The organism is Limnobacter sp. UBA7229 (genome assembly GCF_002473065.1).
In the GTDB taxonomy this organism is placed as follows: Bacteria; Pseudomonadota; Gammaproteobacteria; order Burkholderiales; family Burkholderiaceae_B; genus Limnobacter; species Limnobacter profundi.
The window spans coordinates 195,704-219,969 of sequence record NZ_DKTN01000003.1; the positions used below are offsets into that span (position 1 = coordinate 195,704).

Genomic DNA, 24,266 nt, shown 5'->3' on the forward strand with positions numbered 1-24,266 from the left:
TTGTCAGCCCTAGGCTTTTACGGTCAGTAACAACATGTTCAAGCGGCGAACAAAACCGGCTGGATCTTCCAGCTGGCCGCCCTCAGCCAACACCGCTTGATCAAACAGCACGTTCACCCATTCATCGAAATGATCTTTCTCGATTTTCAAACGCTGAATGAAGGGGTGCTCAGGGTTTAGTTCCAGAATCGGCTTGGTGTCAGGTGCATTCTGGCCAGCCTGCTTTAGCATACGCTTCAAATGCTCGCTCATGCCCATTTCGTCAGCCACGATACAAGCGGGGCTGTCGGTTAAACGCAAGGTAACACGGGCCTCTTTGATGCGGTCTTTCAGCAGGTCTTCGACCTTCTTCAACACATCCTTGAACTCGTCTTCAACCTTCTTCTTGGTTTCCTTGTCTTTTTCATCCTCAAGGGCACCCAAATCAAGGCCACCTTTGGCACAGCTTTGCAGCTCCTTGCCTTCAAACTCCTGCAGGTAAGACAACATCCACTCGTCCACGCGATCGCTAAGCAGCAGCACTTCCACACCCTTTTTCTTGAACACTTCCAGGTGCGGGCTGTACTTGGCCGCAGCATAGGTATCAGCCGTCACGTAGTAAATCTTTTCCTGTCCCTCTTTCATACGGCCCACATAGTCAGCCAGTGAAACATTTTGTGCCTCGCCTTCGCTTTGTGTGGTCGCAAAACGCAGCAGTTTGGCAATGCGTTCTTTGTTGGCTGGGTCGTCGCCCATGCCCTCTTTCAGCACCTGGCCAAACTCTTTCCAGAAACTGGCGTATTTCTCGGCTTCATTGGCGGCCATGTCTTCCAGCAAGCCCAACACCTTCTTCACAGACCCTTCACGAATGGCTTTCACATCACGGCTTTCCTGCAAAATCTCGCGTGAAACGTTCAAAGGCAAATCAGAGGAATCGATCACACCTTTGACAAAGCGCATGTAAGGGGGCATCAACTGCTCTGCGTCGTCCATGATGAACACACGCTTCACGTACAACTTGATACCTTTCTGTTGGTTGCGGTCCCAGAGGTCGTAAGGGGCCTTGGCGGGAATGTACAGCAGCGAAGTGTATTCCGAGCGGCCGCCTTCAACGCGGTTGTGCGTGTAGGCCAAGGGGTCGGCAAAATCGAAGCTGATGGTTTTGTAAAACTCGTTGTACTGCTCAGCAGTGATGTCGCTTTTCGAACGGGCCCACAAAGCATTGGCCTTATTTACATTTTCCCACTCGCCCGTGGCTTTCATCCCGCCCGCTTCTTCGTCCCATTCTTCTTTCAGCATCTGGATGGGCAGGGAAATGTGATCGGAATATTTGGTCAGAATGCCCTTCAATTTCCAGCCAAAAAGCAATTCGTCTTCATCAGCCTTCAAGTGAAGAATGATTTGAGTGCCACGGTCTGCTTTCTCAATGGCTTCCACGCTGAATTCGCCATCACCTTTCGATTCCCATTCAACGCCCTCTGCGGCCGGCAAACCGGCTTTGCGCGAGCGCACCGTGACCTTGTCAGCCACAATGAACGCCGAATAAAAACCCACGCCAAACTGGCCGATCAAGGCAGCGTCTTTTTGCTGATCGCCACTCAATTTGCCAAAAAATTCTTTGGTACCACTTTTGGCGATCGTGCCCAGGTGTTCAATGGCGTCTTCGCGGCTAAGACCGATGCCATTGTCTTCAATCGTGATGGTGCGGGCTTCCTTGTCAAAGCTCACACGAATTTTCAGTTCAGTGTCGCTCTCGAACAGCCCAGCGTTGTTGATGGCTTCAAAGCGCAGTTTGTCGCAAGCGTCCGATGCGTTGGATACCAGCTCGCGAAGAAAGATTTCCTTGTTGGAATACAGGGAATGAATCATCAAATGCAGAAGTTGCTTTACCTCTGTTTGAAAACCCATTGTTTCCTTCATTGCACCCATGTTGTTTGCTCCCTTCATCTTCTTGGTTTGGATGTTGGGGAAATGGGGACGGATTCCTGAATTTCAAGACGAAAAAAAAGCCCCGAAGGGCTTTTTTTAACTGGCCTTGCGCAGGGTGTCGGCTTTGAACTTGATGTCCAGTTCCTTGCCTTTTCTGCCGCGCTTGCCCAGCCGCTCAGCCAGCAAGGCAGGTTTCAAAACCTCCTCCCGGTCTTTGCCGCCACGCCCCGTGCCCGCAATCACCAGGCTATCCGACGGACCGAAAGCAACCGCGGCCACCAACGAGTCTTTGTCATCGAGTGGCAACAGTTGTACGCCACGCCCGCCACCTGAGAGTTGCTTGAGCTCGTCCAGCATGAAGACATGGAAACGTCCGCTTTCGGCAAGCACGGCCACCCGGTCGTCGGTGGCCTGCAACAGCACCGGCGGCAAGAGCTTTTCACCCGGGTTCAGGCTGATGAATTGCTTGCCCGCTTTCATGCGGCTCTCCATATTGCCAGCCATGGCCAAAAAGCCGTAGGCCGCGCTGCAAGCCAGAAATACGGGCTGGGAAGCAGGTGCGGCTAGCGCGTGGCTCAGCGTACCGCCATTCAACTCCACAAGGCTTTGTGCGGGTATGCCATCGCCCCGGCCACCCGGCCATGCAGACACGGGCACACTAAACACCTTGCCCAGTGCATTGCCAGCACCAAACAAGTAGGTATTGTCGGTGGTTTTGCATTCAAAAGCGGCGTAAAAGGCGTCGCCCACTTTAAAACTGAACTGGGCGGCGTCGTGACCGTGGCCCTGGCGGTTTCGTATCCAGAATTTCTGGGAAACAATTACCGTGGTCGGTTCTTCAACCACTTTCACTTCCACGCTGGCTTTTTCGGCTTCTTCAATCAGCGTGCGGCGATCATCGCCATAGGTGTCGGTGTCTTTGCGAATTTCACCAATAATTCGGGTTTTTAGCTTGCCCTCATCGGCCAGCAAAGCCTCCAGGTCGGCTTTTTCCTCACCCAACTTGGCCAGTTCCTGCTCAATCTTGATTTTCTCAAGGCGGGCCAATTGGCGCAGTCGAATTTCAAGAATGTCCTCGGCTTGACGGTCGCTCAGTTTAAAAGCTTCAATCAGGGCAGGCTTGGGCTCATCGCTTTCGCGAATCACCTTGATCACTTCATCAATATTCAACCAGGCAATCAACCTGCCTTCCAGCACGTGAATACGATCATTGACCTGCGCCAAGCGGTGTTGGCTGCGTCGGGTTACGCACACTTTGCGGAACTCGATCCAGTCCAGCAACATGGCAATCAAACCACGCTGGCCCGGGCGGCCCGAATTGTCGATGCTCACCAAATTGATGGACGTGTTGGTTTCCAAACTGGTGTGGCTAAGTAGCAGGTTCGAAAACTCCTCTACTGACACATTCCGGCTTTTCGGCTCGAACACCAAGCGCACGGCGTTCTCTTTGCCCGATTCATCGCGCACCGCATCCAGCATGGCCAACACTTGCGCCTTCAGGTTTTGCTGTTCCGTACTCAGACCCTTCTTGCCAGCCTTTACTTTGGGGTTGGTCAGTTCTTCAATTTCTTCCAACACCTTGGCAGTGCTGGTGTTGGGTGGCAATTCTTTCACCACCAACTGCCACTGCCCGCGAGCCATTTCTTCAATTTCCCAGCGGGCGCGCACTTTGATGGAGCCCCGACCACCGGCATAAATTTCTTTCATCGCACTGGCGGGCGAGATAATTTGCGCACCACCCGGAAAATCGGGCGCTGGCAAATGGCCCATGATGGTGTCCAGGTCAGCGTTCGGGTGTTTGATCAAGTGAATCGTGGCGGCAGCTACTTCCCGAATGTTGTGCGGAGGAATGTCCGTGGCCATGCCCACCGCAATACCGGAAGCACCATTGAGCAACACAAAAGGCAAGCGCGCTGGCAACAGCTTGGGTTCCTGAAAGCTGCCATCGTAGTTCGGAATGAAGTCGACGGTACCCATGTCCACTTCGTCAAGCAACAGCTTGGCGATTGGCCTCAAGCGGGCCTCTGTGTATCGCATGGCGGCAGCGCCATCACCATCCCGGCTGCCAAAGTTGCCCTGACCATCAATCAGCGGGTAACGCAAGGTAAAGTTTTGCGCCATGCGCACCAATGCATCGTAGGCGGCCTGGTCGCCATGCGGGTGGTATTTACCCAAAACATCGCCCACCACACGGGCCGATTTCACAGGCTTGGCATTGTTGCCCAGGCCCATTTCATTCATGGCGTACAAAATTCGCCGCTGCACAGGTTTTTGACCATCGGCGCACTCGGGCAGAGCCCTGCCCTTCACCACGGAAATGGCGTAATCCAGATAAGCGCGCTCGGCGTACAGACCAAGGGTAATTGTTTCAGAATCGTCGCCAGAAGGTGGCGTTGCATCCAGAGTGAGTTGTTCCATGCGGTGCTTCGAGGTTTCTTATTTTGTGAATTGACGTTGACGAAGGGTTTCAAACAGGCACACCGAACTGGCCACCGACACATTCAGGCTTTCAACACTGCCAATCATCGGAATTTGTACCAGTTGGTCGCATTTTTCGCGGGTCAAGCGACGCATGCCATCGCCTTCAGCACCCAGCACCCAGGCAATGGGGCCATTCAAATCGGCGTCGTACAGGGTGTCTGTGGCCTCACCGGCAGTACCAATGCACCACACGCCCGCTTCTTGAATTTCTTCCAGTGTACGGGCCAGGTTGGTGACGGTAATGACGGGAATTGTTTCAGCCGCACCACAAGCCACTTTCGACACCACCGGGGTAATACCCACCGATTTGTCTTTGGGCAACACCACCGCGTGCACACCAGCCGCATCGGCACTGCGCAGGCAGGCACCCAGGTTGTGGGGGTCGGTCACGCCGTCCAGCACCAAAAGCAATGTGTTCTTGCCATGGGTATCAATGATTTCAAACAGGTCGTTGCTTTTCACCAATTCCTTGGCAAACGCCACCACACCCTGGTGCTGTTTGTGACCGGCTGCTTTTTCCAAACGATCGGAATCGGCCGCACTTACCTTGACGCCAGCTGCTTTCACCTTGTCGATGAACTGCTGCATGCGTTTGTCTTTGCGGTGTTGGTCCACCAACACCTCTTCCACGCTGGCTGGGGCTGTTTTAACCCGGGCCGACACGGCATGAAAACCATACAAAATGGCCAATTGGTACGCTCCGCTTATCTAGATTTTTTCGCTGCAGTGCGCATTTTAGACCCTGTGGCAGGTTTAGTACGGCTGACACGCTTGGCTTTCTGAATTTCTTCCTTGCGTTTCTTCTCGGCAGCAGCTTTGCTGCGCGATTCATCCGCGGCTCGCTTCTTGTTCACACCACGCGTGGTTGCTCCCTCTTCGGGTGGCAACACAGGAGCGGTTTTTCCTGCGTCTTGCACAGCCTGCTGCATTTGAGCGGTATTGGTGCGACGGCCCTGCTGGCGCTGCGGCCGGTTACCCGCCTTGCCATTGGGCTTGGCTGAACCTGGATCACGCATCAGGCTTTCAAACTTCACGCCTTGTACCAAACGGAATTCAATGCGACGCGCATCCAGATCAACCCTGGACACCTGCACATTGATCGGATCAGTCAGACGGTAGCGAATACCGCTGCGCTCGCCACGCAATTCATGCAGGCTGTCGCTGTACTGGAAGTATTCTGTGCCCAATTCAGACACATGCACCAAACCTTCCACATACAAAGCATCGAGTGTAATGAACAAACCAAAGCTGGTTACACCTGAAACATGACCCTGGAAGGTGTCACCGACACGCTCTTTCATGAAAAAGCATTTCAGCCAGGACATCACATCGCGAGAGGCTTCATCCGCACGACGCTCAGTGGAAGAAAACCAGTTACCCGATTGATCCCAACGGGCTATTTCCTCAGCCTTGTCAACGCGGCGCTTGGGGTCGAAATCCTCGAATTCACGTTCATCCAGTGGCAGCGGCACATAACGCTTGCCAGCCAACAGAGCCTTGATGCTTCGGTGGACCATTAAATCGGGATAACGGCGAATGGGCGAAGTAAAGTGCGCGTAGGCTGGGTACGCCAAGCCGAAGTGACCACTGTTGTGCGGGGTATAAATGGCTTGCTGCATCGAGCGCAGCATCATGGTTTGAAGCAAGGCTTGATCGGGGCGCCCCTGAATCTTTTTCATCAGGTTCGCATAATCCATGCTGGTGGGGTCGTCACCGCCATCCAGCGTCAAGCCCACTGAGCGCAAAAATGCACGCAGGTTTTGCAATTTCTCAACCGTTGGTCCCTCATGCACTCGGTACAAACTGGGGTGTTTGCTGCGTTCCAGAAAATCGGCTGCGCACACATTGGCGGCCAGCATGCATTCTTCAATCAAACGGTGTGCATCGTTGCGGCGCTTGGGCACAATTTTGTCGATCTTGCCATCGGGGTCGAGCATCACCTGGGTTTCAACCGTGTCAATTTCCATGGCACCGCGACGCTGGCGCGACTCAAACAACACCTTGAACAGCGTGTACAGGTTTTCGACATCGCCGTACACGTGGCCCATTGCTTTGGCGGTAAGGCTTTGCGGATCAGTGAGCGCATCCCAAACCTGGTTATAAGTCAGGCGAGCCGCAGAGTGGATCACTGCGTTGTAAAACTGGTAGGCCTTGATCGCACCTTTGGGGCCAATAATCATGTCGCACACCAACACCAAGCGATCCACGCCGGGGTTCAGCGAACACAAACCGTTCGACAGTTTCTCTGGCAACATGGGAATGACCCGGCGCGGGAAATACACCGAGGTGCCACGCTTGGTTGCCTCCTGGTCAATCGGTGTGCCGGGCAACACATAGTGGCTTACATCAGCAATGGCCACCAGCAAACGCCAACCGCCTTTGGTGTCGTTTGAAGGGGTGCAATAAACCGCATCATCAAAGTCGCGGGCGTCTTCTCCATCAATGGTTACAAAAGGCACATCGCGCAAATCAACTCGGCCTTTCAGGTCTTTGTATTCCACTTCATTGGGAATACTTTCAGCCTGGTTCATGGTCATCAGGTTGAATTCATGCGGCACATCAAATTTGCGCACCGCAATCTCGATTTCCATGCCGGGATCGTCCAGCTCGCCAAGAACTTCAGCCACTTTGCCAATTGGCTGTGAATGACGCGTGGGTTGTTCGATAATTTCGACAGTGACTACTTTTCCAGGTGTGGCATTGCCCACATCTTTTGGCGACACCAGAATGTCGTGCTTGATGCGCTGGTCTTCAGGAATAACCAGCAAAATGCCGCGCTCAGACACCAGTCGTCCAACCAGGCGATTGGTTTTACGTTCCGTGACCTCAACAATGGTTCCTTCGGGCTTGCCACGGTGGTCGGTGCCGGTAATTCGCACCAGCACGCGGTCGCCATGCAGTACTTTTTGCATCTCGCGCGGGGAAAGAAAGGCGTCTGGTCCGCGATCATCACGAACCAGAAAACCGAAACCGTCACGGTGACCAGCCACTCGGCCGGCTACGAAATCAAGCTTGGTAGAAAGCAACAACATGCCCTTTCTGTTGGGCATTAATTGACCATCACGCTCCATGGCGTTCAGGCGTTTTTCAATAATGGGGATTTGATCTTCGGTGAGTTTAAGGTGCTCAAAAACCTGTTCGCGGGTTAAGGGGGCTTGCGCTTGGCGCAGTACAGCCAGGATGTCTTCACGACTTGGAATTTTTATTTCTGTTTTATGCATTGACAAATTTATTTATTTCATTAGAATTCACGGCTCGCACCTGTGCCCAGGTGGCGGAATTGGTAGACGCGCTAGGTTCAGGTCCTAGTGGTGGTAACACTGTGGAGGTTCGAGTCCTCTCCTGGGCACCAGCAGTTTTCTCTTCACCAGTTTTATCTTCACTTACGCGTTTCAACGCAGTGTACAGCACTTTCCCCGCTTTAATTCTGAATTTCCAAAGCGCTTTGCGAATTTGCATTGCCGCTGGTGTTTGCAACACAAATTCGCCAAAAAATTTCACCTAAAAACCATAACCCACGCTGAAAATCAGGCTGCTGTCGGTTTTCTTCACGCCGGGTGGCGGCATGTTGTCATAATCCACATTCACTTGCGTGGCCACATTCACATTTTCAACAATCGGAACACGCAAACCTACTTTGGTTTTGAACAAAGCGTCAGCAATGTCCTCAAGGCTTACCGACAAATCATTGTTGTTGAAAAACACCAGGCGTTTGTTCCAGAATTTTCGCTCATAGTCCAATCCCAGGCTTAATGACGGAAACGACTCGTCTGGGGCAACAATATAATCTTCGTTGATGTAAGCCAAACCATATTCTGTTGATAACTTGGCACGCTCGGTTTCAAAAAACTGATAACCATAACCAGCACCCAGCGAGGTTCTCAAATTCAAGTCAGCCAATTTGTCCTGCTCGCCTTTGGCGTTCACAAACAGGTAATCTTTTTCGCTGAGAAATGCATCGTACTGGGTTAGCAAGTATCGGTTCGAAGTGGTGGTCACCCCTGCAGACTCTGCCTCGTTCACCTCAGCTGCCAGCGTGTATCTGTTCTCTGGGGTTCGGGCAATCAACTCCGCATCAAAATTCAGGGCATCGTCTTCCGAGTTACCCCTATTGAATACGCCACCCAAGTTGGCTCTTCCACTGTATTTCACCGAGTGATCAACCACAGGCGGATTAAACATCGCTATATCGGCCCTTGGCAGGGGCTTGGTGCGCCCCAAATCACCTTGATCAATCACCAGCTCACCCTGCTGACTCAAAGTCACCTTGCCCTTTGCGGTGCTGCCGTCCTTCAGCTTCACCGTGACGCCATCATCCGACTGCAATTCAAGAACTTGCTTCCACGGCAGTTCAACTTCTCCGAACAAGGGGGACTTGAAGGTAAGAATGTTGTCGCTTAGCTTCACAATCTCGCCGGTAAGACGATCGCCGTTTTTCAACACCACATTGGCTGCGATAACCGGGCTACTGAACAGGGAAAGTACAACTGCACAGGCGGGCGCAAATTTGAACACAAGGGGGAAATTTTTCACGTTTACTTCTTTTAAGACAGGCATTGTCCCGATGTCTCCTTGGCAGGTAAATGGACCCATAGGATAACACATCGATTTTTAAGCCTTTTTAGACCACAAATGAGGTACTTATGAGAGGAGTTAATACAAGATGTTCAGAGGGGATTCAGAGAAAGTCGCGGGTTTCAAAAGGCTGCACAATCCAGACATCGGACTCAAGATATTCAGCGGCAAAATCAGGTTTGAAAACAGAGCCTGGCTTTACCCAAACCACCGCGGTTTTCATCTCGGTGATAGTGGGGCAAATTGTGCGCAGGTACTCACACAAGGCCTTTAAGGTGTGCCCAGTGTCTGCGAGATCATCCACCAAAAGCACCTTGCCACTCACCGGCCCAACTGATGCGATACTGGCAGAAATCTGCAATTCACCCTGGCTGGTTCCTTCGCCACCACGATAAGACGATGCAGCGATGACAGCCATGGGCTTGCGCAAAGAACGAGACAAGCCATCCGCCAGAAAAAGACCACCCCGAGAAACCCCGAGCACGCAATCTGGCTGAAAGCCCGAGTTTTTGACGGCATCCACCACCCGATCAATCAGGTGGTGGTACTGGGCATAATCGATGTGTAGCTTGTCGCTCATGCGCCAGAGCTTCTTATTCAGGCTTTGTAGGGGTGACGAAGCACAATGGTTTCGTCACGGTCCGGGCCAGTCGAGATCATGTCCACAGGCACACCGCACACTGCTTCCATGCGCTTAAGATAAATCTTTGCCTCTTCTGGCAAGTCATCAAACTGCTTCACGCCGAAAGTGGTGCCTTTCCAACCCGGGAAAGTCTCGAAAATAGGCTTGCAGCCTTCCACTTTGTCGCTGCCGAAAGGAAGAATGTTGGTGGTGGTGCCGTCGGCCAGTTCGTAGCCCACGCACATTTGAATGGTTTCCATGCCATCCAGCACGTCAAGCTTGGTAATACACAGGCCAGAAACACCGTTCAACTGAATGGTACGGCGCAAAGCCGCAGCATCAAACCAGCCACAACGACGTGGGCGGCCTGTTACAGAACCAAACTCATTGCCCTTCTTGGCCAGGTACATGCCCTTCTCGCAAAACAGCTCGGTGGGGAAAGGACCTGACCCAACGCGTGTTGCGTAGGCCTTGGTAATACCCAACACATACTGCAAACGCTGCGGGCCAACACCTGCGCCAGGCGAAGCCGCACCGGCGATACAGTTGGAGCTGGTCACGAAGGGGAAAGTACCGTGGTCGATATCAAGCAAGGCGCCTTGCGCACCTTCGAACAACAGGTTTTTGCCTTCCTCATTGGCCTGTTGCAGCAGGGTTGGCACGTCAGCCACCATGTTCTTGATTCGGGGTGCCAGCGCCATGGCTTTGTCGAATACCACTTGAGCGTCAACAGGCTCAGCCCCCAAATATTGGGTCAATACAAAGTTGTGGTAATCCAGCACCTCATCCAGCTTGGCGCGGAATTTCTCGGGATGAAACAGATCCTGAACTCGCAGTGCACGGCGTGCGGCCTTGTCTTCATAGGCAGGGCCAATGCCACGGCCAGTGGTACCAATTTTCGCGTCGCCGCGCTTGGCCTCGCGTGCTTTGTCCAGCGCAATGTGGTGGTCCAGGATCAATGGGCAGGTTTCGCTGATTTTCAAACGGCTTTCAACCGAAATGCCGCCAGCCTGAAGCTCGTCAATCTCGCTCAGCAACGCTTCTGGTGACAGCACGACACCGTTTCCGATGTAAACCTGAACTTCAGGACGCAAAATACCGGAAGGAATGAGGCGCAAAATGGTTTTCTTGCCACCAATTACCAGTGTGTGGCCCGCATTGTGGCCACCCTGAAAACGAACAACGCCTTGGGCATGGTCAGTCAACCAGTCCACCACCTTGCCCTTGCCTTCGTCACCCCACTGGGTACCAATCACAACCACATTTCGAAAACTCATTTCAATTTCTCCTGATTCATGCCAATCGGCACCACTTTCCACACGGCGTTGGCCTGTACAAGCTGCCGATCACATACAAACTCTTCTTCCTCTTGGGCGGTATTGGGCAGCGACTGAAGCACCACCTCGCCCTGACTGCGCAATTCGCGAATCACAGCCATTAATTCAGTGTCATAAACCCAGGGAGCGCGAATGGCTGTTTTGGGCTTGGAATGCACAGCCTGCAAAGACACCAGTTCGCGCAAATCCACCGAGAAGCCGGTGGCAGGACGGGCTCGGCCATACACGGCACCCACATCGTCATAGCGGCCACCACGCAGCACTGCATTGGGACAACCTTCTACGTAAGCTGAAAAAATCAGACCGCTGTGATAATCAAAACTGGCCAGGTCCGCCAAATCGAGAATGAGTGCAGGCATGGCCGACACGGTTTCCTGCAGACGCGCAATCAGGGTGCGCAATTCATTCAGAACTGCACCCACCTTGGGGTTACGAGGCAATGTCTCGGCTGCCCGGTTCAACACACAATTGCTGCCACCGACTGAGCCATAGAGACTCAACAAAGCCAGCACATTGGCCTTGCAGGCGGCGGAGACTTCGACCAACAATGCTTCCAGGGCAGGTCTGTCTTTTTGAGCAAGGCAATCGTGCAAATGACGAATCAGATTGTCAGTCAGCCCCTCACCATCCACCACAGCAGCCAGCAAGCCAGCATGGGACAAAGCCAGGCGGTAACCCTTCAAGCCCGACAAGTTCAATGTGTCTACAGCCAAGTTCAATATCTCAAGGTCGGCTTCAATACCGCCACAACCATAAAGCTCAGCACCACATTGCAGCGGTTCACGGGTGTTATGCAAACCCAAGGCCTGCGTGTGCAGCACTGGGCCGCAATAACAAAGACGGGTTACGCCCTTCCGGTTCAAAATGTGGGCATCAATGCGGGCCACTTGGGGTGTTGTGTCAGCCCGCAAGCCCAACATGCGCCCACTGGCCTGGTCCAGCAACTTGAAAGTTTGCAAATTCAGGGATGCATCGGCATTGCCAAGCAGTGATTCTGTGTACTCCAGCATGGGAGGCATTACCAACTCGTAGCCGTATACGCGAAAGCGGTCCAGCAAGGACCGTCGCAATTCTTCAATTCGCCGGGCCTCGGAAGGCAATACATCGGCGACAGACTCTGGCAAAAGCCAAGCAGACATGACTATTCCAACTCTTAAACGAGTGTTTTACAACAAAAAAAGCGTGATACCGATGAGAATCGCCACCAGCCCCACAAATCGTATTTGACCTTCTGTGAGCGAGGCAATCTTGAGAAAGGTCTCTTTCCATTGTTTTGGAAACAGAAAAGGCATAAAGCCCTCGAGAATGAACACGAGGGCCAAAGCCAACCAAAAGGTCTCGCTCATATCAGTTTCCCCAGAGCCAGACCTTTCAAGCGAAGGTGATTAACCAACGCAAGCGCACGAAAGCCCAAGTTATTGCGTTTTCTGCAAAAACTTGAAGAAATCAGACTGCGGATCAACCACCATCACATCAGACTTGGATGTCAAAGACTTCTTGTAGGCATCCAGACTGCGATAAAAGGAATAGAACTCGGGATTGCGACCAAAAGCGGCATTATAAATCGAACCGGCCTTTGCATCACCCTCCCCCTTGATAGTTTGTGCTTCTCTGTAGGCTTCAGCCAAAATTACAACCACCTGGCGGTCTGCATCCGCACGAATTTGCTCGGCCTCCGCTGCACCTGTGGCGCGCAGGTCGTTGGCCACCCGCTTACGTTCTGCTTCCATACGGCGGAACACCGATTCACTGACTTCGGGCAGCAAATCCACGCGCTTTAAGCGAACATCCAGAATTTCCACGCCAATTTCCGCAGCTTCGTCCTTGACCTTTTCCACCACCGTGTTCATCACAGTGGTGCGCTCGCCGGAAACCATTTGGGGCACGGTGCGCTTCGTAATTTCCTCGTTCAAGGCAGACTTGACCACTTGAGACATGCGGCTTTGTGCCAGGCGGGAATCTCCGCTCAAGCGAACAAAATACAAACGAGGATCAATAATTCGCCACTTGATATAAGAATCAATCAAGAGGTTTTTCTTCTCAGAAGTAATGAAACGCTCTGGTTCGGGTGTGTCAATGGTTTGAATCCGCTTGTCCAGAAAAATAACATTCTGGAAAGGCGCTGGCAGCTTGAAGTACAAACCAGGCTCCTGGCGCACTTCCTCAACCTGACCCAAAGCAAACACAATGGCGTATTGCCGTTGATCGACAACATAAAGGCAGGTGTTGGCCACAAAAAAGCCGATCAACGCAGCCGCTACTACTACAAAAATCTTAGGCATGATTAACGAGCTCCCCGGTCACGATTGCGCATGGCATCGCGAATGCTAGTGTCAAATCCATCATTGGCAGCACGTGGTGCAGATGGGCTGGTTTCTGCGGCTTTGGCAGCAGCGGCGGCAGATGTCGCACTGCTTTCAGCGCCCGAGGAACCAGTTTTCTCAATCAATTTGTCCAAAGGCAAATACAGAAGTTGGCTGTTTCCCTTTGAATCAACAATAACCTTGGTTACGTTGGTATAAATTTCCTGCATCGCGTCGATGTACAAGCGATCACGTGTAACTTTGGGAGCTTTCTCGTATTCGGTCAAAATTGCCTTGAAGCGGGCTGAATCACCCTCGGACTGGGCAACCACGCGTTCGCGATAACCATTCGCTTCTTCCAGCAAGCGGGCTGCATTGCCTCGGGCACGCGGAATCACATCGTTTGCATACGCCTCACCGTCGTTTTTCAAACGCTCGCGATCCTGGCCGGCCTTCACGGCATCGTCAAACGCTGCTTGTACCTGTTCCGGGGGTTGAACACCCTGAACCGTCACGCTCGATACCAAAATACCGGTACCGTATTTGTCCAGGATTTCCTGCATCACTTCGGCCGTGTTCAAGGCGATTTGCTCTCGGCCCTCGTACAGCACAAAGTCCATTTTGCTGCGACCCACCACCTCGCGAATGGCCGTTTCAGCAGCCATTTTTACGGTTTCGTCGGGATCAATGGTGTTAAACAGGTAATCACCTGCATCTTTCAGGCGATATTGAACCGCAAACTGAATGTCGATGATGTTTTCATCTTCAGTCAGCATCAGCGCTTCGCGCAGTACCTTGCTTTTCACGTCGTTGCGATAACCCACTTCAACAATGCGCACCTGGGAGGAGTTCACCACCTCGTGCGACTGAATCGGGTAAGGCATGCGCCACTGGAAACCGGGCATTGAGGTGTGGTGGTATTTACCAAACTGCAATACCACACCTTCGCGACCTTCCTGAACAATGTAAAAGCCGCTCGCCAGCCACACCAGCACCGCGACAACGATCACGGCAGTGAAGCCCTTGCCGGCATTTTCCATGCTTGGACCGCCACTGCCGCCACCGCCGAGTGGACCACGCGGGCCACCGCCATTGCCGCCCTTCTTGCCGAACAGGCGATTCAGCCTGCTGTTGAAGTCGCGCCATAGTTCGTCAAGATCGGGGGGGCCGTCCTGACGGCCACCGGGACGGCGATTGTCTTGATCTTGAGGCTTTGCGGGTTCATCGTTGTTTTGATTACCCGATGAATTTCTGCCCCAATCCGGATCATTCATTGACATGCTTGTTCCTACTGCTGAAAAATTAGTTGTTGACGTTCAGGCCCACTGCAATTCATCTGACTGCGTGTCTGCACCCCGACTTTGAGCATAAAAGTTGCCAGCAAGTTCAGTCAGACATTCACGCAATTCTGCAATGCCAAGCCCGTAGCGCGCACTCACCGCCACGGACAAAATCTTACCATCGCCGTCGCGCTCGACTTCCACGGAACGCTCGCAGGCGTCTATTTTGTTCCAGATGATCACCTGTGGAACATCCCCCGCTTCAATCTCTTGCAACACTTTGTTGACTTCGTCGATTTGACTGTGCCGAACCGGCGAGCTCACATCGACAACATGCAACAACACATCGGCATGCACCGCACTTTCCAGAGTAGCCTTGAAGGCGTCTACCAGGGAATGTGACAAATCGCGAATAAAACCAACGGTATCCGACAAGGCCATGTCCACCTTGGGTGCAAGCCACACGCGGCGTGTAGTCGTGTCCAATGTGGCGAACAGTTGGTCTGCGGCATACGCCTTGTCGCTTGCAATGGCATTGAACAAAGTGCTTTTACCAGCATTGGTATAACCCACGATCGCAACCGTGAACTGCCCGCGCCGCTCGCGTTGACGGCGCTGGGTTTGACGCTGTTTCTGAAGCTTCTCGAGCCTGGTTTTCAGCTGCTTGACCTTCACGCCAATCAGACGGCGGTCTGTTTCAAGCTGGGTTTCACCCGGACCACGCATGCCGATACCACCCTGCTGGCCATACAAATTCGCGTTGCCACGCACCAAGCGCGAGGCCATGTACTGAAGCTGGGCCAATTCAACCTGCAATTTGCCCTCGAAACTGCGTGCCCGAATGGCAAAAATATCGAGAATCAGACCAGTGCGGTCGATTACACGACGCCCAAGCGCATTTTCAAGATTTCGCTGTTGAGCAGGACTCAGGCTGTGATTGAAGATGACAAGTTCAACTTCTTCGGCCTCGCAATGCGCAAGTATTTCCTGCACCTTGCCGGAGCCAATGAAAGTGGCTGAGTCGGGGGAACGCCGTTTGGACACGAAAACGCCAATCACCTCTGCACCCGCAGAGGTGGCCAGTAGGGCAAGCTCATCGACACTTTCGCGGAACTCGTGTTGACCTAGGTCAAGTGCAACCAAGGAACTACGCGTCATTTCAAACCGCGGAAAAATTGGCAAGTGAAGATAAGTTTACTCCTTCACCTCGGGGGTGAATGTCACTGAACGGCCGGGCACAACAGTTGAAATTGCGTGCTTGTAGACCATTTGGGTTACGGTATTACGCAGCAGAACCACGTATTGATCGAAAGACTCGATTTGGCCTTGAAGCTTGATGCCGTTGACCAGGTAAATGGACACGGGTACATGCTCTTTGCGCAGCAAATTGAGGAAGGGGTCTTGTAGTAGTTGCCCTTTGTTACTCATAACAGCTCCAGACTGTGTTGATATTATTAAATGTCAGAGCTTTTGGCTCGTCACGCTTAGTTTACAGAAAGCGCTTATGGGTGCCAAACGTAAGCCCTTCTTTTGTTGATATGGACACTCTTTTTTCACAAAAAGTTCAAATCCAACGCCAGAGAGTGATTCCCGTTGACATCACCCGCTTAACAAGGAGTTAACTCAAGCCATTGAGACAAGCGGGGACGCCGAATAAACTCCTCCTGAAACTCGGTCAGCTTCGCGGTGGACTGGGGCAAGCGAGCGGCCCATTCTGAGGTCAGTGAGGGATCGTACCAAAGCGCTTTTGCCACCACTTCGGCGCTGATATTGGCGGGGTCGCAAATCAGGGCAAAGCGATCATCACCCCGCACAATCGCCAGAAGACCGATCACTCCATGGTCAATCAACAAGCTCAGGATCTCGTCCAGTTGGTCGGGCGGCACCTTGGCAAACACCCGCAACTCTTCCATGGTCATGCCCGGCTTTTCCTGCTGCCGCGACTTTTCCAGTTCAACCAAAACACTCAAACCTTGCAACCACCTTTCACCGGGGCGGTTACTAGGGTTCCAATAACCAGTGCGGGCCACAGGCAAAGCCGCAACGGTGCTGGCCCCCAGCAACACAATAATCCAACTCACGTAAATCCAGAGCAAAAAGATTGGAAATGCCGCCAAAGCGCCATACAAAGCCGTGTAACTTGGAAAATGCGTGATGTAGGCAGCAAACGCCCGCTTGGAGATTTCAAACAAAACCGCAGCCAGTACCCCGCCCACCAAGGCGTCTTTCCAATGCACAGCCCTATTCGGAACAATGCGATAAATAAAGGCAAAAGCCAGCACCGTCAAAGTCAACGGTATCAGATTAAGCGCGGGAAACATGCCGCCCAACACAGGGTTCACACCCGCCATGGTTTCACCGATCAGTGCAGTGGATACGCTGATGCTCAGCCCGATCAGCACTGGCGCCAGCGACAAGACCGCCCAATACAACACCACCTTGTTCATGGTCGAGCGTTGACGCTTCACGTTCCAGATTTGATTGAATACCCTATCCACCGTGAACATGGTGGTTAATGCAGTAATCACCAGAAACACAATACCAATTGCGGTCAGCCCCTTTGCTTTGTCAGAAAACTGGGTGACATAAGTCAAAATGGTTTCAGACAAGGTTTCGGGAAAAAAGCTGTCGATCAAATAGCCCTGAAGCGACAACTGCAAACGGTCAAACATCGGAAATGCCGTGAATATGGCCAGCACCACCGTGGCCAATGGTACCAAGGACAGCACCGTGGTAAAGGTGAGGCTGGCAGCCACCTGCGGCAAGCGCTGTTCGCTGATGCGCTGGCTCACCAGGCGTGTAAACGCGATCCACCAGCGCAAATTCAGCGGTGACAGTTCAACATCGGCCACGCTGAAAGCACGGCGGGCACCACGCATAAAGCGTGCACGGCGTGTTTGACTCTCTTCGGTCGATTTGCCGATGGCTTTGAAACTCTTGGTCTCAGTTGTTTCGGAAGGTGCGGCTGAACTCATGCGCTTCGATACAATAGGGTTTCCAACAGTCCCCATGATAACCCCTAAGCATGATTGAAGTATTGGTCTTGTATTACAGCCGCCATGGCGCAACTGCGCAGCTGGCCCGCGAAATTGCACAGGGCGTAGACTCCGTGAAAGGTGTTTCGGCAAGAATTCGAACAGTACCCGCGGTATCTGCGAACACAGAAGCCACTGAATCCGACATTCCCGAACAGGGCCCACCCTATGCAGAGCCGGCTGACTTGAAAGAATGCGCTGGCCTTGCCATGGGCTCACCGACACGGTTTGGCAACATGGCCGCCCCCATGAAGTATTTTCTGGATGGTACGGTTGGAACCTGGCTGGCTGGCGATTTGATCAACAAACCCTTTTGCGTGTTTACCAGCACTGGCAGTTTGCATGGTGGGCAGGAAACCACGCTGACCAGCATGGCTTTGCCCTTGATACACCATGGCATGCTTTGGCTGGGCATTCCCTATTCCGAGCAAGCTTTGAATGACACCCGCACTGGCGGCACGCCCTATGGCGTGACCCATTGGGCGGGTGGACAAGGCCAGCACCCAATTTCTGAACATGAAAAAACTCTTGCCCGAGCGCAAGGTGCACGCCTTGCCAAAGCAGCACTGGCACTACAACACATGGATAAATCTTGATGAGCAGCACCCCCGAAGTTGATTTGACCCGCAAGAAGGCCTACTGGGCAACCGTCAGCAGCCTGTTGGCATTAATTGCCCTGTGCGTGGCTTGGGAGCTTTTCGTTGCACCCATTCGCCCCGGCGGCAGCTGGCTTGTGCTGAAGGTTTTGCCTTTGCTGCTGGTGGTGCCCGGCATATTCAAACAACGCGTGCGAACCTACCAAGCCACATCACTGCTGCTGTGGCTATACTTTGCAGAAGGTGCCACACGCGCAACTTCTGACCCGGCGCTAGCCTCGCAGTTAATGGCCGGGCTGGAAGTGCTTTTGACCATCGTGCTTTTTGCCAGCGTCAGCGTGTTTGCCCGTACCTACAAAGTACCCAAAACCAAGGTTGCTTGAACGCATGAATGAATTTCTTGAACAATTGCGCAAACAGGTTCCAGGGCTGCTGATTAATACTGAGGCAGCCTACATTGCCCAAACCTGTACCGACTGGCGCAAACGCTACTGCACCACTGCGCTGGCTGTTCTGGAACCCCTGAGTACCCGACAGGTACAGGCGATTGTAAAAACATGCGATGCATTCAATGTGGCCATTTCAACCCAAGGCGGCAACACTGGCCTGGTGGGTGGTGCGGTGCCCGTGGCAGATAACAACGCAGAAAAACGACCGCATGTGGTTCTTAAAACAGGGCGCATTCGCGAAGTACTGAAGCTGGATGAAAACAACTTGACCCTGACCGCGAGTGCAGGTTACACACTGCACGAAATTCAGGAGTACGCAGAGGCACACGGCTTTCTGTTTCCCCTCAGCCTGGCCTCAGAGGGCACCTGCACCCTGGGCGGCAACCTGGCCAGCAATGCAGGGGGCGTGGCCGTACTGCGTTATGGCAACACCCGCGAATTGTGCCTTGGACTGGAGTATGTGAATGCACAGGGCGAGTTGTGTGGTGATTTGCGGGGACTTCGCAAAAACAACACTGGCTATGACCTGCGCCATTTGTTGATTGGCTCGGAAGGCACTTTGGGAGTGGTAACCACTGCCTGCATGAAGGTGTACCCTGCCCCCAAAAGCCGCTGCGTTGCGTGGCTGAATGTGGACAACATTCAAACTGCTGTAGACGCATTGGGCTTCGTACAAAGCCGCTTGTTTGGTGAACTCAGCGGCTACGAATGGATGAACGCCAATGCAATTGATGTGGTTCAAACCCATTTTCCTGCCCGTGCGCCAACCTGCCCAGGCGCAGTAGACCATGTGCTCGCTGAATTCACCTCATTGGGTTCCGAAACCGCCTTGCGTGAACAAGTCGCCAGAACACTCGAGGCGATGTTGGAAGAGATACCCGGGGTACGCAACATCGCCATTGCCCAAAGCGGGCGAGACATTGAAACCTTTTGGGCCTTGCGAGAAAACATATCCGAGGCACAAGCCAAAGCGGGTTTGAATGTGAAACATGATGTGGCGTGTGCGGTGTCGCAGCTGCCGACATTCCACAACATGGCCCTGAATGACATAGCAGAGCATGGTGTCGATGTTCAGCCAGTGCTGTTTGGCCATTTGGGCGATGGCAACCTGCACTTCAATTTGTCAGCCCCAACAGGCAGCGACTCTGCAGAATTTCTGAAACAACACCAAAGTTTGCTCAACAATTTGGTGCACGACGCGATTCTGCGGTGCGGCGGCACCGTATCGGCTGAACATGGCATTGGGCAGTTGAAAGCCGAACTACTGCGAGATATTACGAGTGCCAGCAACTATGCTGCATTCAAAGCCATCAAACAGGCCATGGATCCTAAAAACCTGCTGAACCCCGGCAAGCTGGTTTTGCTGTAATGCCGGCTCAGGCTGCGTGCTTGAGCATCATCGCCAGCGCATCTTCAACCACCTGCCAGTTGTTAGCCTTCAGCCGGGTTGAATCGGACAGAACCTGTCGATAAAGCCTTCCACCTGCTTGGCCGTGAAACAGCCCCAACCAGGATTTCGTAATGCTTCGAATGCTTTCGCCCTTGCACAATTCCTGCTCAGCATAGCTGCGCAATTCGTCAATGACTTCCAAACGGTTTTTTGGGGCAGAGGACGCCTGGCCAGTTACTTCGTCAAATCCGGCCAATAGCCACGGGTTGGAATAGGCCTCTCGACCAATCATGCAACCGTCGGCCCATTCCAAGTGGGTTTGAATCGACTCGAGGGTTGTAATTCCCCCGTTCAAAATGATTTGAAGGTGCGGGAAATGTTGTTTCAGGCGTTTTACCACCTCGTAACGCAACGGAGGAATGTCGCGGTTTTCCTTTGGTGACAGGCCTTTCAGCACCGCATTGCGCGCATGCACAATGAAGGTGTTACAACCCGCTTCACTGACCTTGCCCACAAAATCATAAAGCATGGTTTCGCTTTCATCGTAATCAAGCCCAATCCTGTGCTTCACGGTCACATCAATCGAGCAGGCATCCCGCATGGCTTTCACGCAGTCAGCCACCAAATTCGGCTCGGCCATCAGGCAGGCACCAAATGCACCTTTCTGAACCCGCTCGGAAGGGCAACCCACATTCATGTTCAATTCGTCGTAACCGGCTTCTTCAATCCATTTCGCGCATTGCGCCATATGAACAGGATCGCTTCCGCCGATCTGAAACGCAACCGGATGCTCTTCTTCGTTGAAAGCGAGAAAACGTTTTCTGTCGCCAAACACAAGCGCACCCGTGGTGATCATTTCAGTATAAAGCCAGGTGTGCTGGCTGATCGCACGGTGGAACCTACGGCAATGCCGATCGGTCCAGTCGATCATGGGGGCAACAGAGAGAATTCTGGGTTTGAATGTCATGGTCTGGATTCTACAAACAAAAAGGGCGAGGCCAAAGCCACGCCCCTTTTGAATCTGGCCTTTCAGCCAAACAAAACTTATGCAGCGTCGCGACTTGCGCGCTTGCGCTCGTGTTCTTTCAGGAAGCGCTTGCGAATGCGAATGTTCTTGGGAGTAATTTCTACCAATTCGTCTTCCGCAATAAACTCCACCGCATATTCCAGGTTCATCTGGATTGGCGGTACCAGGCGAACGGCCTCGTCAGTACCCGATGAACGAACGTTGGTCAGCTGCTTGCCCTTGATGGGGTTCACAACCAAGTCGTTGTCGCGGCTGTGGATACCAATCACCATGCCTTCATACAGGGCTTCACCTGGGGACACAAACATGCGGCCACGGTCTTGCAGTTTCCACAAAGCGTAGGCCACCGCATCGCCATCGTCCTGAGAAATCAGCACGCCATTGTGGCGCTCGGCTGAACCGCCTTCGCGCACGGGTGCATATTCGTCAAACACATGGCTAATCAGGCCGGTACCGCGTGTCAGGGTCATGAAGTCGCCCTGGAAACCAATCAGGCCACGTGCCGGAATTTTGTATTCCAGACGAACACGGCCTTTGCCATCGGGAGACATGTCGAGCAAATCACCCTTGCGGCGACCCAATTCTTCCATCACGCCGCCCTGGTGTGAGTCTTCCACATCCACGGTCAACATTTCATAGGGCTCGCATTTCACGCCATCAATTTCCTTGAACACCACGCGTGGGCGGGAAACAGCCAATTCATAGCCTTCACGACGCATGTTTTCCAGCAAAATGGTCAGGTGCAATTCACCACGACCCGACACTTCAAACACGGTGTCATCGTCGGTGTCTTTCACACGCAGAGCCACGTTGGCTTTCAATTCACGCTGCAAGCGGTCACGCAACTGCCGGCTGGTTACAAACTTGCCTTCACGGCCGGCCAATGGCGAGGTGTTCACCATGAAGTTCATGGTCAATGTGGGCTCGTCAATCGCCGGAATTTCCAGGCCTTCCACTGCGTCAGTGGCGCAAATGGTGGTACCAATGCCGATTTCCTCGATGCCGTTGATCAGGCAAATGTCGCCAGCCTGAGCTTGTTCTTCCTGAACACGTTCCAGACCACGGAATTTGAGAACCTGGTTGATTCGACCATTGAATGGTGTGCCGTCTGGCCCGTTAACACAAGTAACCTGTTGACCCACACGCACGGTTCCGCGCTTGATTCGGCCAATGCCGATCTTGCCCACGTAGCTGTTGTAGTCAAGCGAGGTGATCTGAAACTGCAATGGACCATTGGGGTCATCATCACGCACAGGTACATACTTCAAAATGGCTTCAAACAATGGGCGCATGGTGCCTTCACGCACATCGGGTGTGTCGCCTGCATAGCCGTTCAGGCCACTGGCATACACAATCGGGAAGTCCAGCTGTTCGTCGGTTGCACCCAGTTTGTCGAACAAGTCGAAAGTTTGGTCAATCACCCATTCAACGCGCGCACCTGGGCGGTCTACCTTGTTCACCACCACGATAGGCTTCAAACCCAGGGCCAAAGCCTTGCGGGTAACAAAACGTGTTTGGGGCATCGGGCCTTCAACGGCGTCCACCAACAGCAAAACCGAGTCAACCATCGACAACACGCGCTCCACTTCACCACCGAAATCGGCGTGTCCTGGGGTGTCAACAATGTTGATGTGGGTGCCTTCATATTCAACCGCGCAGTTCTTGGCCAGAATCGTGATGCCACGTTCTTTTTCAATGTCGTTGCTGTCCATCACGCGTTCTTCGAGCTTTTCGTTCTCGCGGAAGGTGCCGGATTGGCGAAGAAGTTGGTCTACCAATGTGGTTTTGCCGTGGTCCACGTGGGCGATAATTGCAACGTTACGTAATGCGCGTGTCATAGATTTACCTGAATCAATCTGTCGGGTCGAAGCAAGGCGCCCTTCCCATCCGTTTCTAAAATGCCTGTTCCCATGAATCGGGAATTGCCTTTGAAGGCTGTATTGCTAACTTCGGTGTTCACATCCTGTGCAGACGTTTCTCCGTACACCCGCACTCGCCCTGGCTTGGCATCAACCAGGCTCAGTGGCAACCGTTGCCCGTGCGAAAACCGCCGCGCAAACTCATTGTTCAATTCGACTTTGCCCAGGCTGCCCAAAAGGGCATCTACCGGGAAAAGCACCGCATCCAAAGCGTCAAAGGGGGTTTCCGATTCACCAAGCACCTTAAGTGCATCCAGGGTGTACGCGCGTTCCACTTTCAAGTCACCAATTGCCGTTCTGCGCAATTCCGTGAGATAGCCCGCTGTGCCCAAGGCCTTGGCGATGTCTTCGCCCAAGGTGCGCACATAGGTGCCTTTGCTGCAATTCACTTCCAGTTCAATGGTGCAACTGCCTTCACCATGGATTGTATTGTGCTCGACTTTCATGACATCCAATTGATGGATCAAAAGGGTCCGAGCGGGTCTGTCCAATTCAATGCCTTCGCGAGCATACTCGTACAAAGGCTTGCCGTCTTTCTTTAATGCAGAAAACATGGGTGGCGTCTGTTGAATTTCACCAACAAACTGCGCGCACACCTGTTTTACTTCATCCAAGGTGATGCTTTCAAGGGCGCGGGTGCTGACTTTCGTCAATTCTCCCTCAGCGTCACCTGTGTTGCTTGAAAAACCAAGCCGCACCTTGGTGCGATAGGTTTTGCTGGCATCGATTAGATCTGCTGCAAACTTGGTGGCCTCACCGAACATCAATGGCAGCAAACCGCTTGCGAGCGGGTCTAGCGTACCGGTGTGACCGGTTTTTTCAGCCCTGTACAAGCGCTTTACAATTTGCAGGGCTTGATTGGACGAGAAACCAGTTGATTTATCGAACAACAGCACACCCGACAAGGCACGCTTTTGTTTCTTAGTCTCCGCCACCGTCGCCACCACCATCCGAATCTGTGGCACCACCGCCCTCGCCTTTCAGCGCCCGGTCGATCATTTGAGACATTTCAGCCCCACGCTCCACCGATTGGTCGTGTTTGAAACGCAAGGTGGGCACGGTGTGAATGTGCAGCTTCTTGAAAATCAAATTGCGCAAATAACCCGAAGAATCATTCAATGCTTCTTCAGTGGTTTCGGCTGAACCAGTCAACACCGAGAAATACACGGTTGCATAGGCGTAATCGGGCGTCAGTTCCACATCGGTGATTGTGACAAACCCAAGCCGTGGGTCTCTCAACTCACGGGGAATCAGCTCAGCCAGGTCTTTCTGGATTTGCTCGGCAACCCGAATACCTCTGGCTGGTGCTTTTTTCTTGTGACGCATACTTTCCTTTTCAAACCC

General features: G+C 52.9%; 21 protein-coding genes and 1 tRNA gene. 4 read left to right on the forward strand and 18 right to left on the reverse strand.

Annotated features, from left to right (window positions below; translation table 11 throughout):
* Nucleotides 1-9: 9 nt before the first annotated feature.
* The 4 genes from htpG to rnr all read right to left on the reverse strand — a co-directional run bounded on the left by htpG (nucleotide 10) and on the right by rnr (nucleotide 7,610).
* Entirely contained in the window at nucleotides 10-1,908 is a 1,899-nt protein-coding gene (gene htpG / locus B4C79_RS01495; RefSeq protein WP_291752415.1) for a molecular chaperone HtpG, read from the reverse strand.
* A 96-nt stretch (nucleotides 1,909-2,004) separates the two neighbouring features.
* The gene (gene parC, locus B4C79_RS01500) at nucleotides 2,005-4,326 is read right to left on the reverse strand and encodes a DNA topoisomerase IV subunit A (RefSeq protein ID WP_291752413.1); all 2,322 of its coding nucleotides are present in this window, start codon (nucleotides 4,324-4,326) and stop codon (nucleotides 2,005-2,007) included.
* 18 nt (nucleotides 4,327-4,344) lie between these two features.
* A complete protein-coding gene (gene rlmB / locus B4C79_RS01505) occupies nucleotides 4,345-5,079 on the reverse strand; it encodes a 23S rRNA (guanosine(2251)-2'-O)-methyltransferase RlmB (RefSeq protein ID WP_291752410.1) in 735 nt (244 codons plus the stop codon).
* Between the two features lie 14 nt (nucleotides 5,080-5,093).
* The gene (rnr, locus tag B4C79_RS01510; RefSeq protein WP_171099638.1) at nucleotides 5,094-7,610 is read right to left on the reverse strand and encodes a ribonuclease R; all 2,517 of its coding nucleotides are present in this window, start codon (nucleotides 7,608-7,610) and stop codon (nucleotides 5,094-5,096) included.
* A gap of 44 nt (nucleotides 7,611-7,654) precedes the next feature.
* Between rnr and B4C79_RS01515 the strand changes: the two genes are divergently transcribed.
* Nucleotides 7,655-7,741, forward strand: a tRNA-Leu gene (locus tag B4C79_RS01515).
* Nucleotides 7,742-7,890: 149 nt separating this feature from the next.
* Here B4C79_RS01515 and B4C79_RS01520 read toward each other — a convergent pair.
* From B4C79_RS01520 to B4C79_RS01565, 10 genes are all read right to left on the reverse strand, one after another.
* Complete coding sequence (locus B4C79_RS01520) at nucleotides 7,891-8,922, reverse strand: DUF481 domain-containing protein (RefSeq protein ID WP_291743234.1); 1,032 nt, start codon at nucleotides 8,920-8,922, stop codon at nucleotides 7,891-7,893.
* Nucleotides 8,923-9,067: 145 nt separating this feature from the next.
* Nucleotides 9,068-9,544 carry a phosphoribosyltransferase gene (locus B4C79_RS01525; protein ID WP_171099642.1) on the reverse strand — a complete coding sequence of 159 codons (477 nt, stop codon included), beginning with the start codon at nucleotides 9,542-9,544 and terminating at the stop codon, nucleotides 9,068-9,070.
* A gap of 17 nt (nucleotides 9,545-9,561) precedes the next feature.
* Nucleotides 9,562-10,863, reverse strand: coding sequence for an adenylosuccinate synthase (locus B4C79_RS01530; protein WP_105029417.1), 1,302 nt, complete (start codon nucleotides 10,861-10,863; stop codon nucleotides 9,562-9,564).
* Nucleotides 10,860-12,062 (reverse strand): ATP phosphoribosyltransferase regulatory subunit, encoded by a 1,203-nt coding sequence (locus B4C79_RS01535; RefSeq protein ID WP_291743228.1) that lies wholly within the window; start codon nucleotides 12,060-12,062, stop codon nucleotides 10,860-10,862. The genes B4C79_RS01530 and B4C79_RS01535 overlap by 4 nt, the downstream gene beginning before the upstream one ends.
* Before the next feature lie 27 nt (nucleotides 12,063-12,089).
* Nucleotides 12,090-12,269 carry a DUF2065 domain-containing protein gene (locus tag B4C79_RS01540; protein WP_105029418.1) on the reverse strand — a complete coding sequence of 60 codons (180 nt, stop codon included), beginning with the start codon at nucleotides 12,267-12,269 and terminating at the stop codon, nucleotides 12,090-12,092.
* A 69-nt stretch (nucleotides 12,270-12,338) separates the two neighbouring features.
* Nucleotides 12,339-13,205 (reverse strand): protease modulator HflC, encoded by an 867-nt coding sequence (gene hflC, locus B4C79_RS01545; protein ID WP_168427011.1) that lies wholly within the window; start codon nucleotides 13,203-13,205, stop codon nucleotides 12,339-12,341.
* Between the two features lie 2 nt (nucleotides 13,206-13,207).
* Entirely contained in the window at nucleotides 13,208-14,506 is a 1,299-nt protein-coding gene (hflK, locus tag B4C79_RS01550) for an FtsH protease activity modulator HflK (protein ID WP_105029420.1), read from the reverse strand.
* Between the two features lie 36 nt (nucleotides 14,507-14,542).
* Complete coding sequence (hflX, locus tag B4C79_RS01555) at nucleotides 14,543-15,664, reverse strand: GTPase HflX (RefSeq protein WP_105029421.1); 1,122 nt, start codon at nucleotides 15,662-15,664, stop codon at nucleotides 14,543-14,545.
* A gap of 36 nt (nucleotides 15,665-15,700) precedes the next feature.
* The gene (hfq, locus tag B4C79_RS01560; RefSeq protein WP_008248719.1) at nucleotides 15,701-15,934 is read right to left on the reverse strand and encodes an RNA chaperone Hfq; all 234 of its coding nucleotides are present in this window, start codon (nucleotides 15,932-15,934) and stop codon (nucleotides 15,701-15,703) included.
* Nucleotides 15,935-16,113: 179 nt separating this feature from the next.
* Nucleotides 16,114-17,517: a YihY family inner membrane protein gene (locus tag B4C79_RS01565; protein ID WP_171099648.1), complete on the reverse strand. Its 1,404-nt coding sequence runs from the start codon at nucleotides 17,515-17,517 to the stop codon at nucleotides 16,114-16,116.
* 14 nt (nucleotides 17,518-17,531) lie between these two features.
* Here B4C79_RS01565 and wrbA point away from each other — a divergent pair, with 14 nt between their 5' ends.
* From wrbA to B4C79_RS01580, 3 genes are read left to right on the forward strand one after another with little or no spacing between them, the layout of a single operon-like run.
* Entirely contained in the window at nucleotides 17,532-18,137 is a 606-nt protein-coding gene (gene wrbA, locus B4C79_RS01570; protein ID WP_171099650.1) for an NAD(P)H:quinone oxidoreductase, read from the forward strand.
* Entirely contained in the window at nucleotides 18,137-18,520 is a 384-nt protein-coding gene (locus tag B4C79_RS01575; RefSeq protein WP_105029424.1) for a DUF2069 domain-containing protein, read from the forward strand. Before wrbA ends, B4C79_RS01575 begins: the two co-directional genes overlap by 1 nt.
* A gap of 4 nt (nucleotides 18,521-18,524) precedes the next feature.
* Entirely contained in the window at nucleotides 18,525-19,955 is a 1,431-nt protein-coding gene (locus B4C79_RS01580; RefSeq protein ID WP_291739795.1) for an FAD-binding oxidoreductase, read from the forward strand.
* A 7-nt stretch (nucleotides 19,956-19,962) separates the two neighbouring features.
* Here B4C79_RS01580 and dusA read toward each other — a convergent pair whose 3' ends face one another.
* From dusA to rbfA, 4 genes are all read right to left on the reverse strand, one after another.
* Nucleotides 19,963-20,943, reverse strand: a complete 981-nt coding sequence (gene dusA, locus B4C79_RS01585) for a tRNA dihydrouridine(20/20a) synthase DusA (RefSeq protein WP_291739796.1) — start codon at nucleotides 20,941-20,943, stop codon at nucleotides 19,963-19,965.
* 77 nt (nucleotides 20,944-21,020) lie between these two features.
* Nucleotides 21,021-22,841: a translational GTPase TypA gene (gene typA, locus B4C79_RS01590; RefSeq protein ID WP_171099657.1), complete on the reverse strand. Its 1,821-nt coding sequence runs from the start codon at nucleotides 22,839-22,841 to the stop codon at nucleotides 21,021-21,023.
* Nucleotides 22,838-23,872, reverse strand: a complete 1,035-nt coding sequence (truB, locus tag B4C79_RS01595; protein WP_414673421.1) for a tRNA pseudouridine(55) synthase TruB — start codon at nucleotides 23,870-23,872, stop codon at nucleotides 22,838-22,840. The genes typA and truB overlap by 4 nt, the downstream gene beginning before the upstream one ends.
* On the reverse strand, nucleotides 23,844-24,248 hold the full coding sequence (gene rbfA, locus B4C79_RS01600) for a 30S ribosome-binding factor RbfA (protein ID WP_138518161.1): 405 nt from the start codon (nucleotides 24,246-24,248) through the stop codon (nucleotides 23,844-23,846). The genes truB and rbfA overlap by 29 nt, the downstream gene beginning before the upstream one ends.
* Nucleotides 24,249-24,266 lie beyond the last annotated feature (18 nt).

Bases quoted from the DNA above. Each gene is read 5' to 3' on its own strand.
- htpG (WP_291752415.1), bottom strand. From the start codon at position 1,908: ATGGGTGCAATGAAGGAAACAATGGGTTTTCAAACAGAGGTAAAGCAA.
- parC (WP_291752413.1), bottom strand. From the start codon at position 4,326: ATGGAACAACTCACTCTGGATGCAACGCCACCTTCTGGCGACGATTCT.
- rnr (WP_171099638.1), bottom strand. From the start codon at position 7,610: ATGCATAAAACAGAAATAAAAATTCCAAGTCGTGAAGACATCCTGGCT.
- B4C79_RS01525 (WP_171099642.1), bottom strand. From the start codon at position 9,544: ATGAGCGACAAGCTACACATCGATTATGCCCAGTACCACCACCTGATT.
- B4C79_RS01530 (WP_105029417.1), bottom strand. From the start codon at position 10,863: ATGAGTTTTCGAAATGTGGTTGTGATTGGTACCCAGTGGGGTGACGAA.
- B4C79_RS01535 (WP_291743228.1), bottom strand. From the start codon at position 12,062: ATGTCTGCTTGGCTTTTGCCAGAGTCTGTCGCCGATGTATTGCCTTCC.
- B4C79_RS01540 (WP_105029418.1), bottom strand. From the start codon at position 12,269: ATGAGCGAGACCTTTTGGTTGGCTTTGGCCCTCGTGTTCATTCTCGAG.
- hflC (WP_168427011.1), bottom strand. From the start codon at position 13,205: ATGCCTAAGATTTTTGTAGTAGTAGCGGCTGCGTTGATCGGCTTTTTT.
- hflK (WP_105029420.1), bottom strand. From the start codon at position 14,506: ATGTCAATGAATGATCCGGATTGGGGCAGAAATTCATCGGGTAATCAA.
- hflX (WP_105029421.1), bottom strand. From the start codon at position 15,664: ATGACGCGTAGTTCCTTGGTTGCACTTGACCTAGGTCAACACGAGTTC.
- hfq (WP_008248719.1), bottom strand. From the start codon at position 15,934: ATGAGTAACAAAGGGCAACTACTACAAGACCCCTTCCTCAATTTGCTG.
- B4C79_RS01565 (WP_171099648.1), bottom strand. From the start codon at position 17,517: ATGGGGACTGTTGGAAACCCTATTGTATCGAAGCGCATGAGTTCAGCC.
- wrbA (WP_171099650.1), top strand. From the start codon at position 17,532: ATGATTGAAGTATTGGTCTTGTATTACAGCCGCCATGGCGCAACTGCG.
- B4C79_RS01575 (WP_105029424.1), top strand. From the start codon at position 18,137: ATGAGCAGCACCCCCGAAGTTGATTTGACCCGCAAGAAGGCCTACTGG.
- B4C79_RS01580 (WP_291739795.1), top strand. From the start codon at position 18,525: ATGAATGAATTTCTTGAACAATTGCGCAAACAGGTTCCAGGGCTGCTG.
- dusA (WP_291739796.1), bottom strand. From the start codon at position 20,943: ATGACATTCAAACCCAGAATTCTCTCTGTTGCCCCCATGATCGACTGG.
- typA (WP_171099657.1), bottom strand. From the start codon at position 22,841: ATGACACGCGCATTACGTAACGTTGCAATTATCGCCCACGTGGACCAC.
- truB (WP_414673421.1), bottom strand. From the start codon at position 23,872: ATGGTGGTGGCGACGGTGGCGGAGACTAAGAAACAAAAGCGTGCCTTG.
- rbfA (WP_138518161.1), bottom strand. From the start codon at position 24,248: ATGCGTCACAAGAAAAAAGCACCAGCCAGAGGTATTCGGGTTGCCGAG.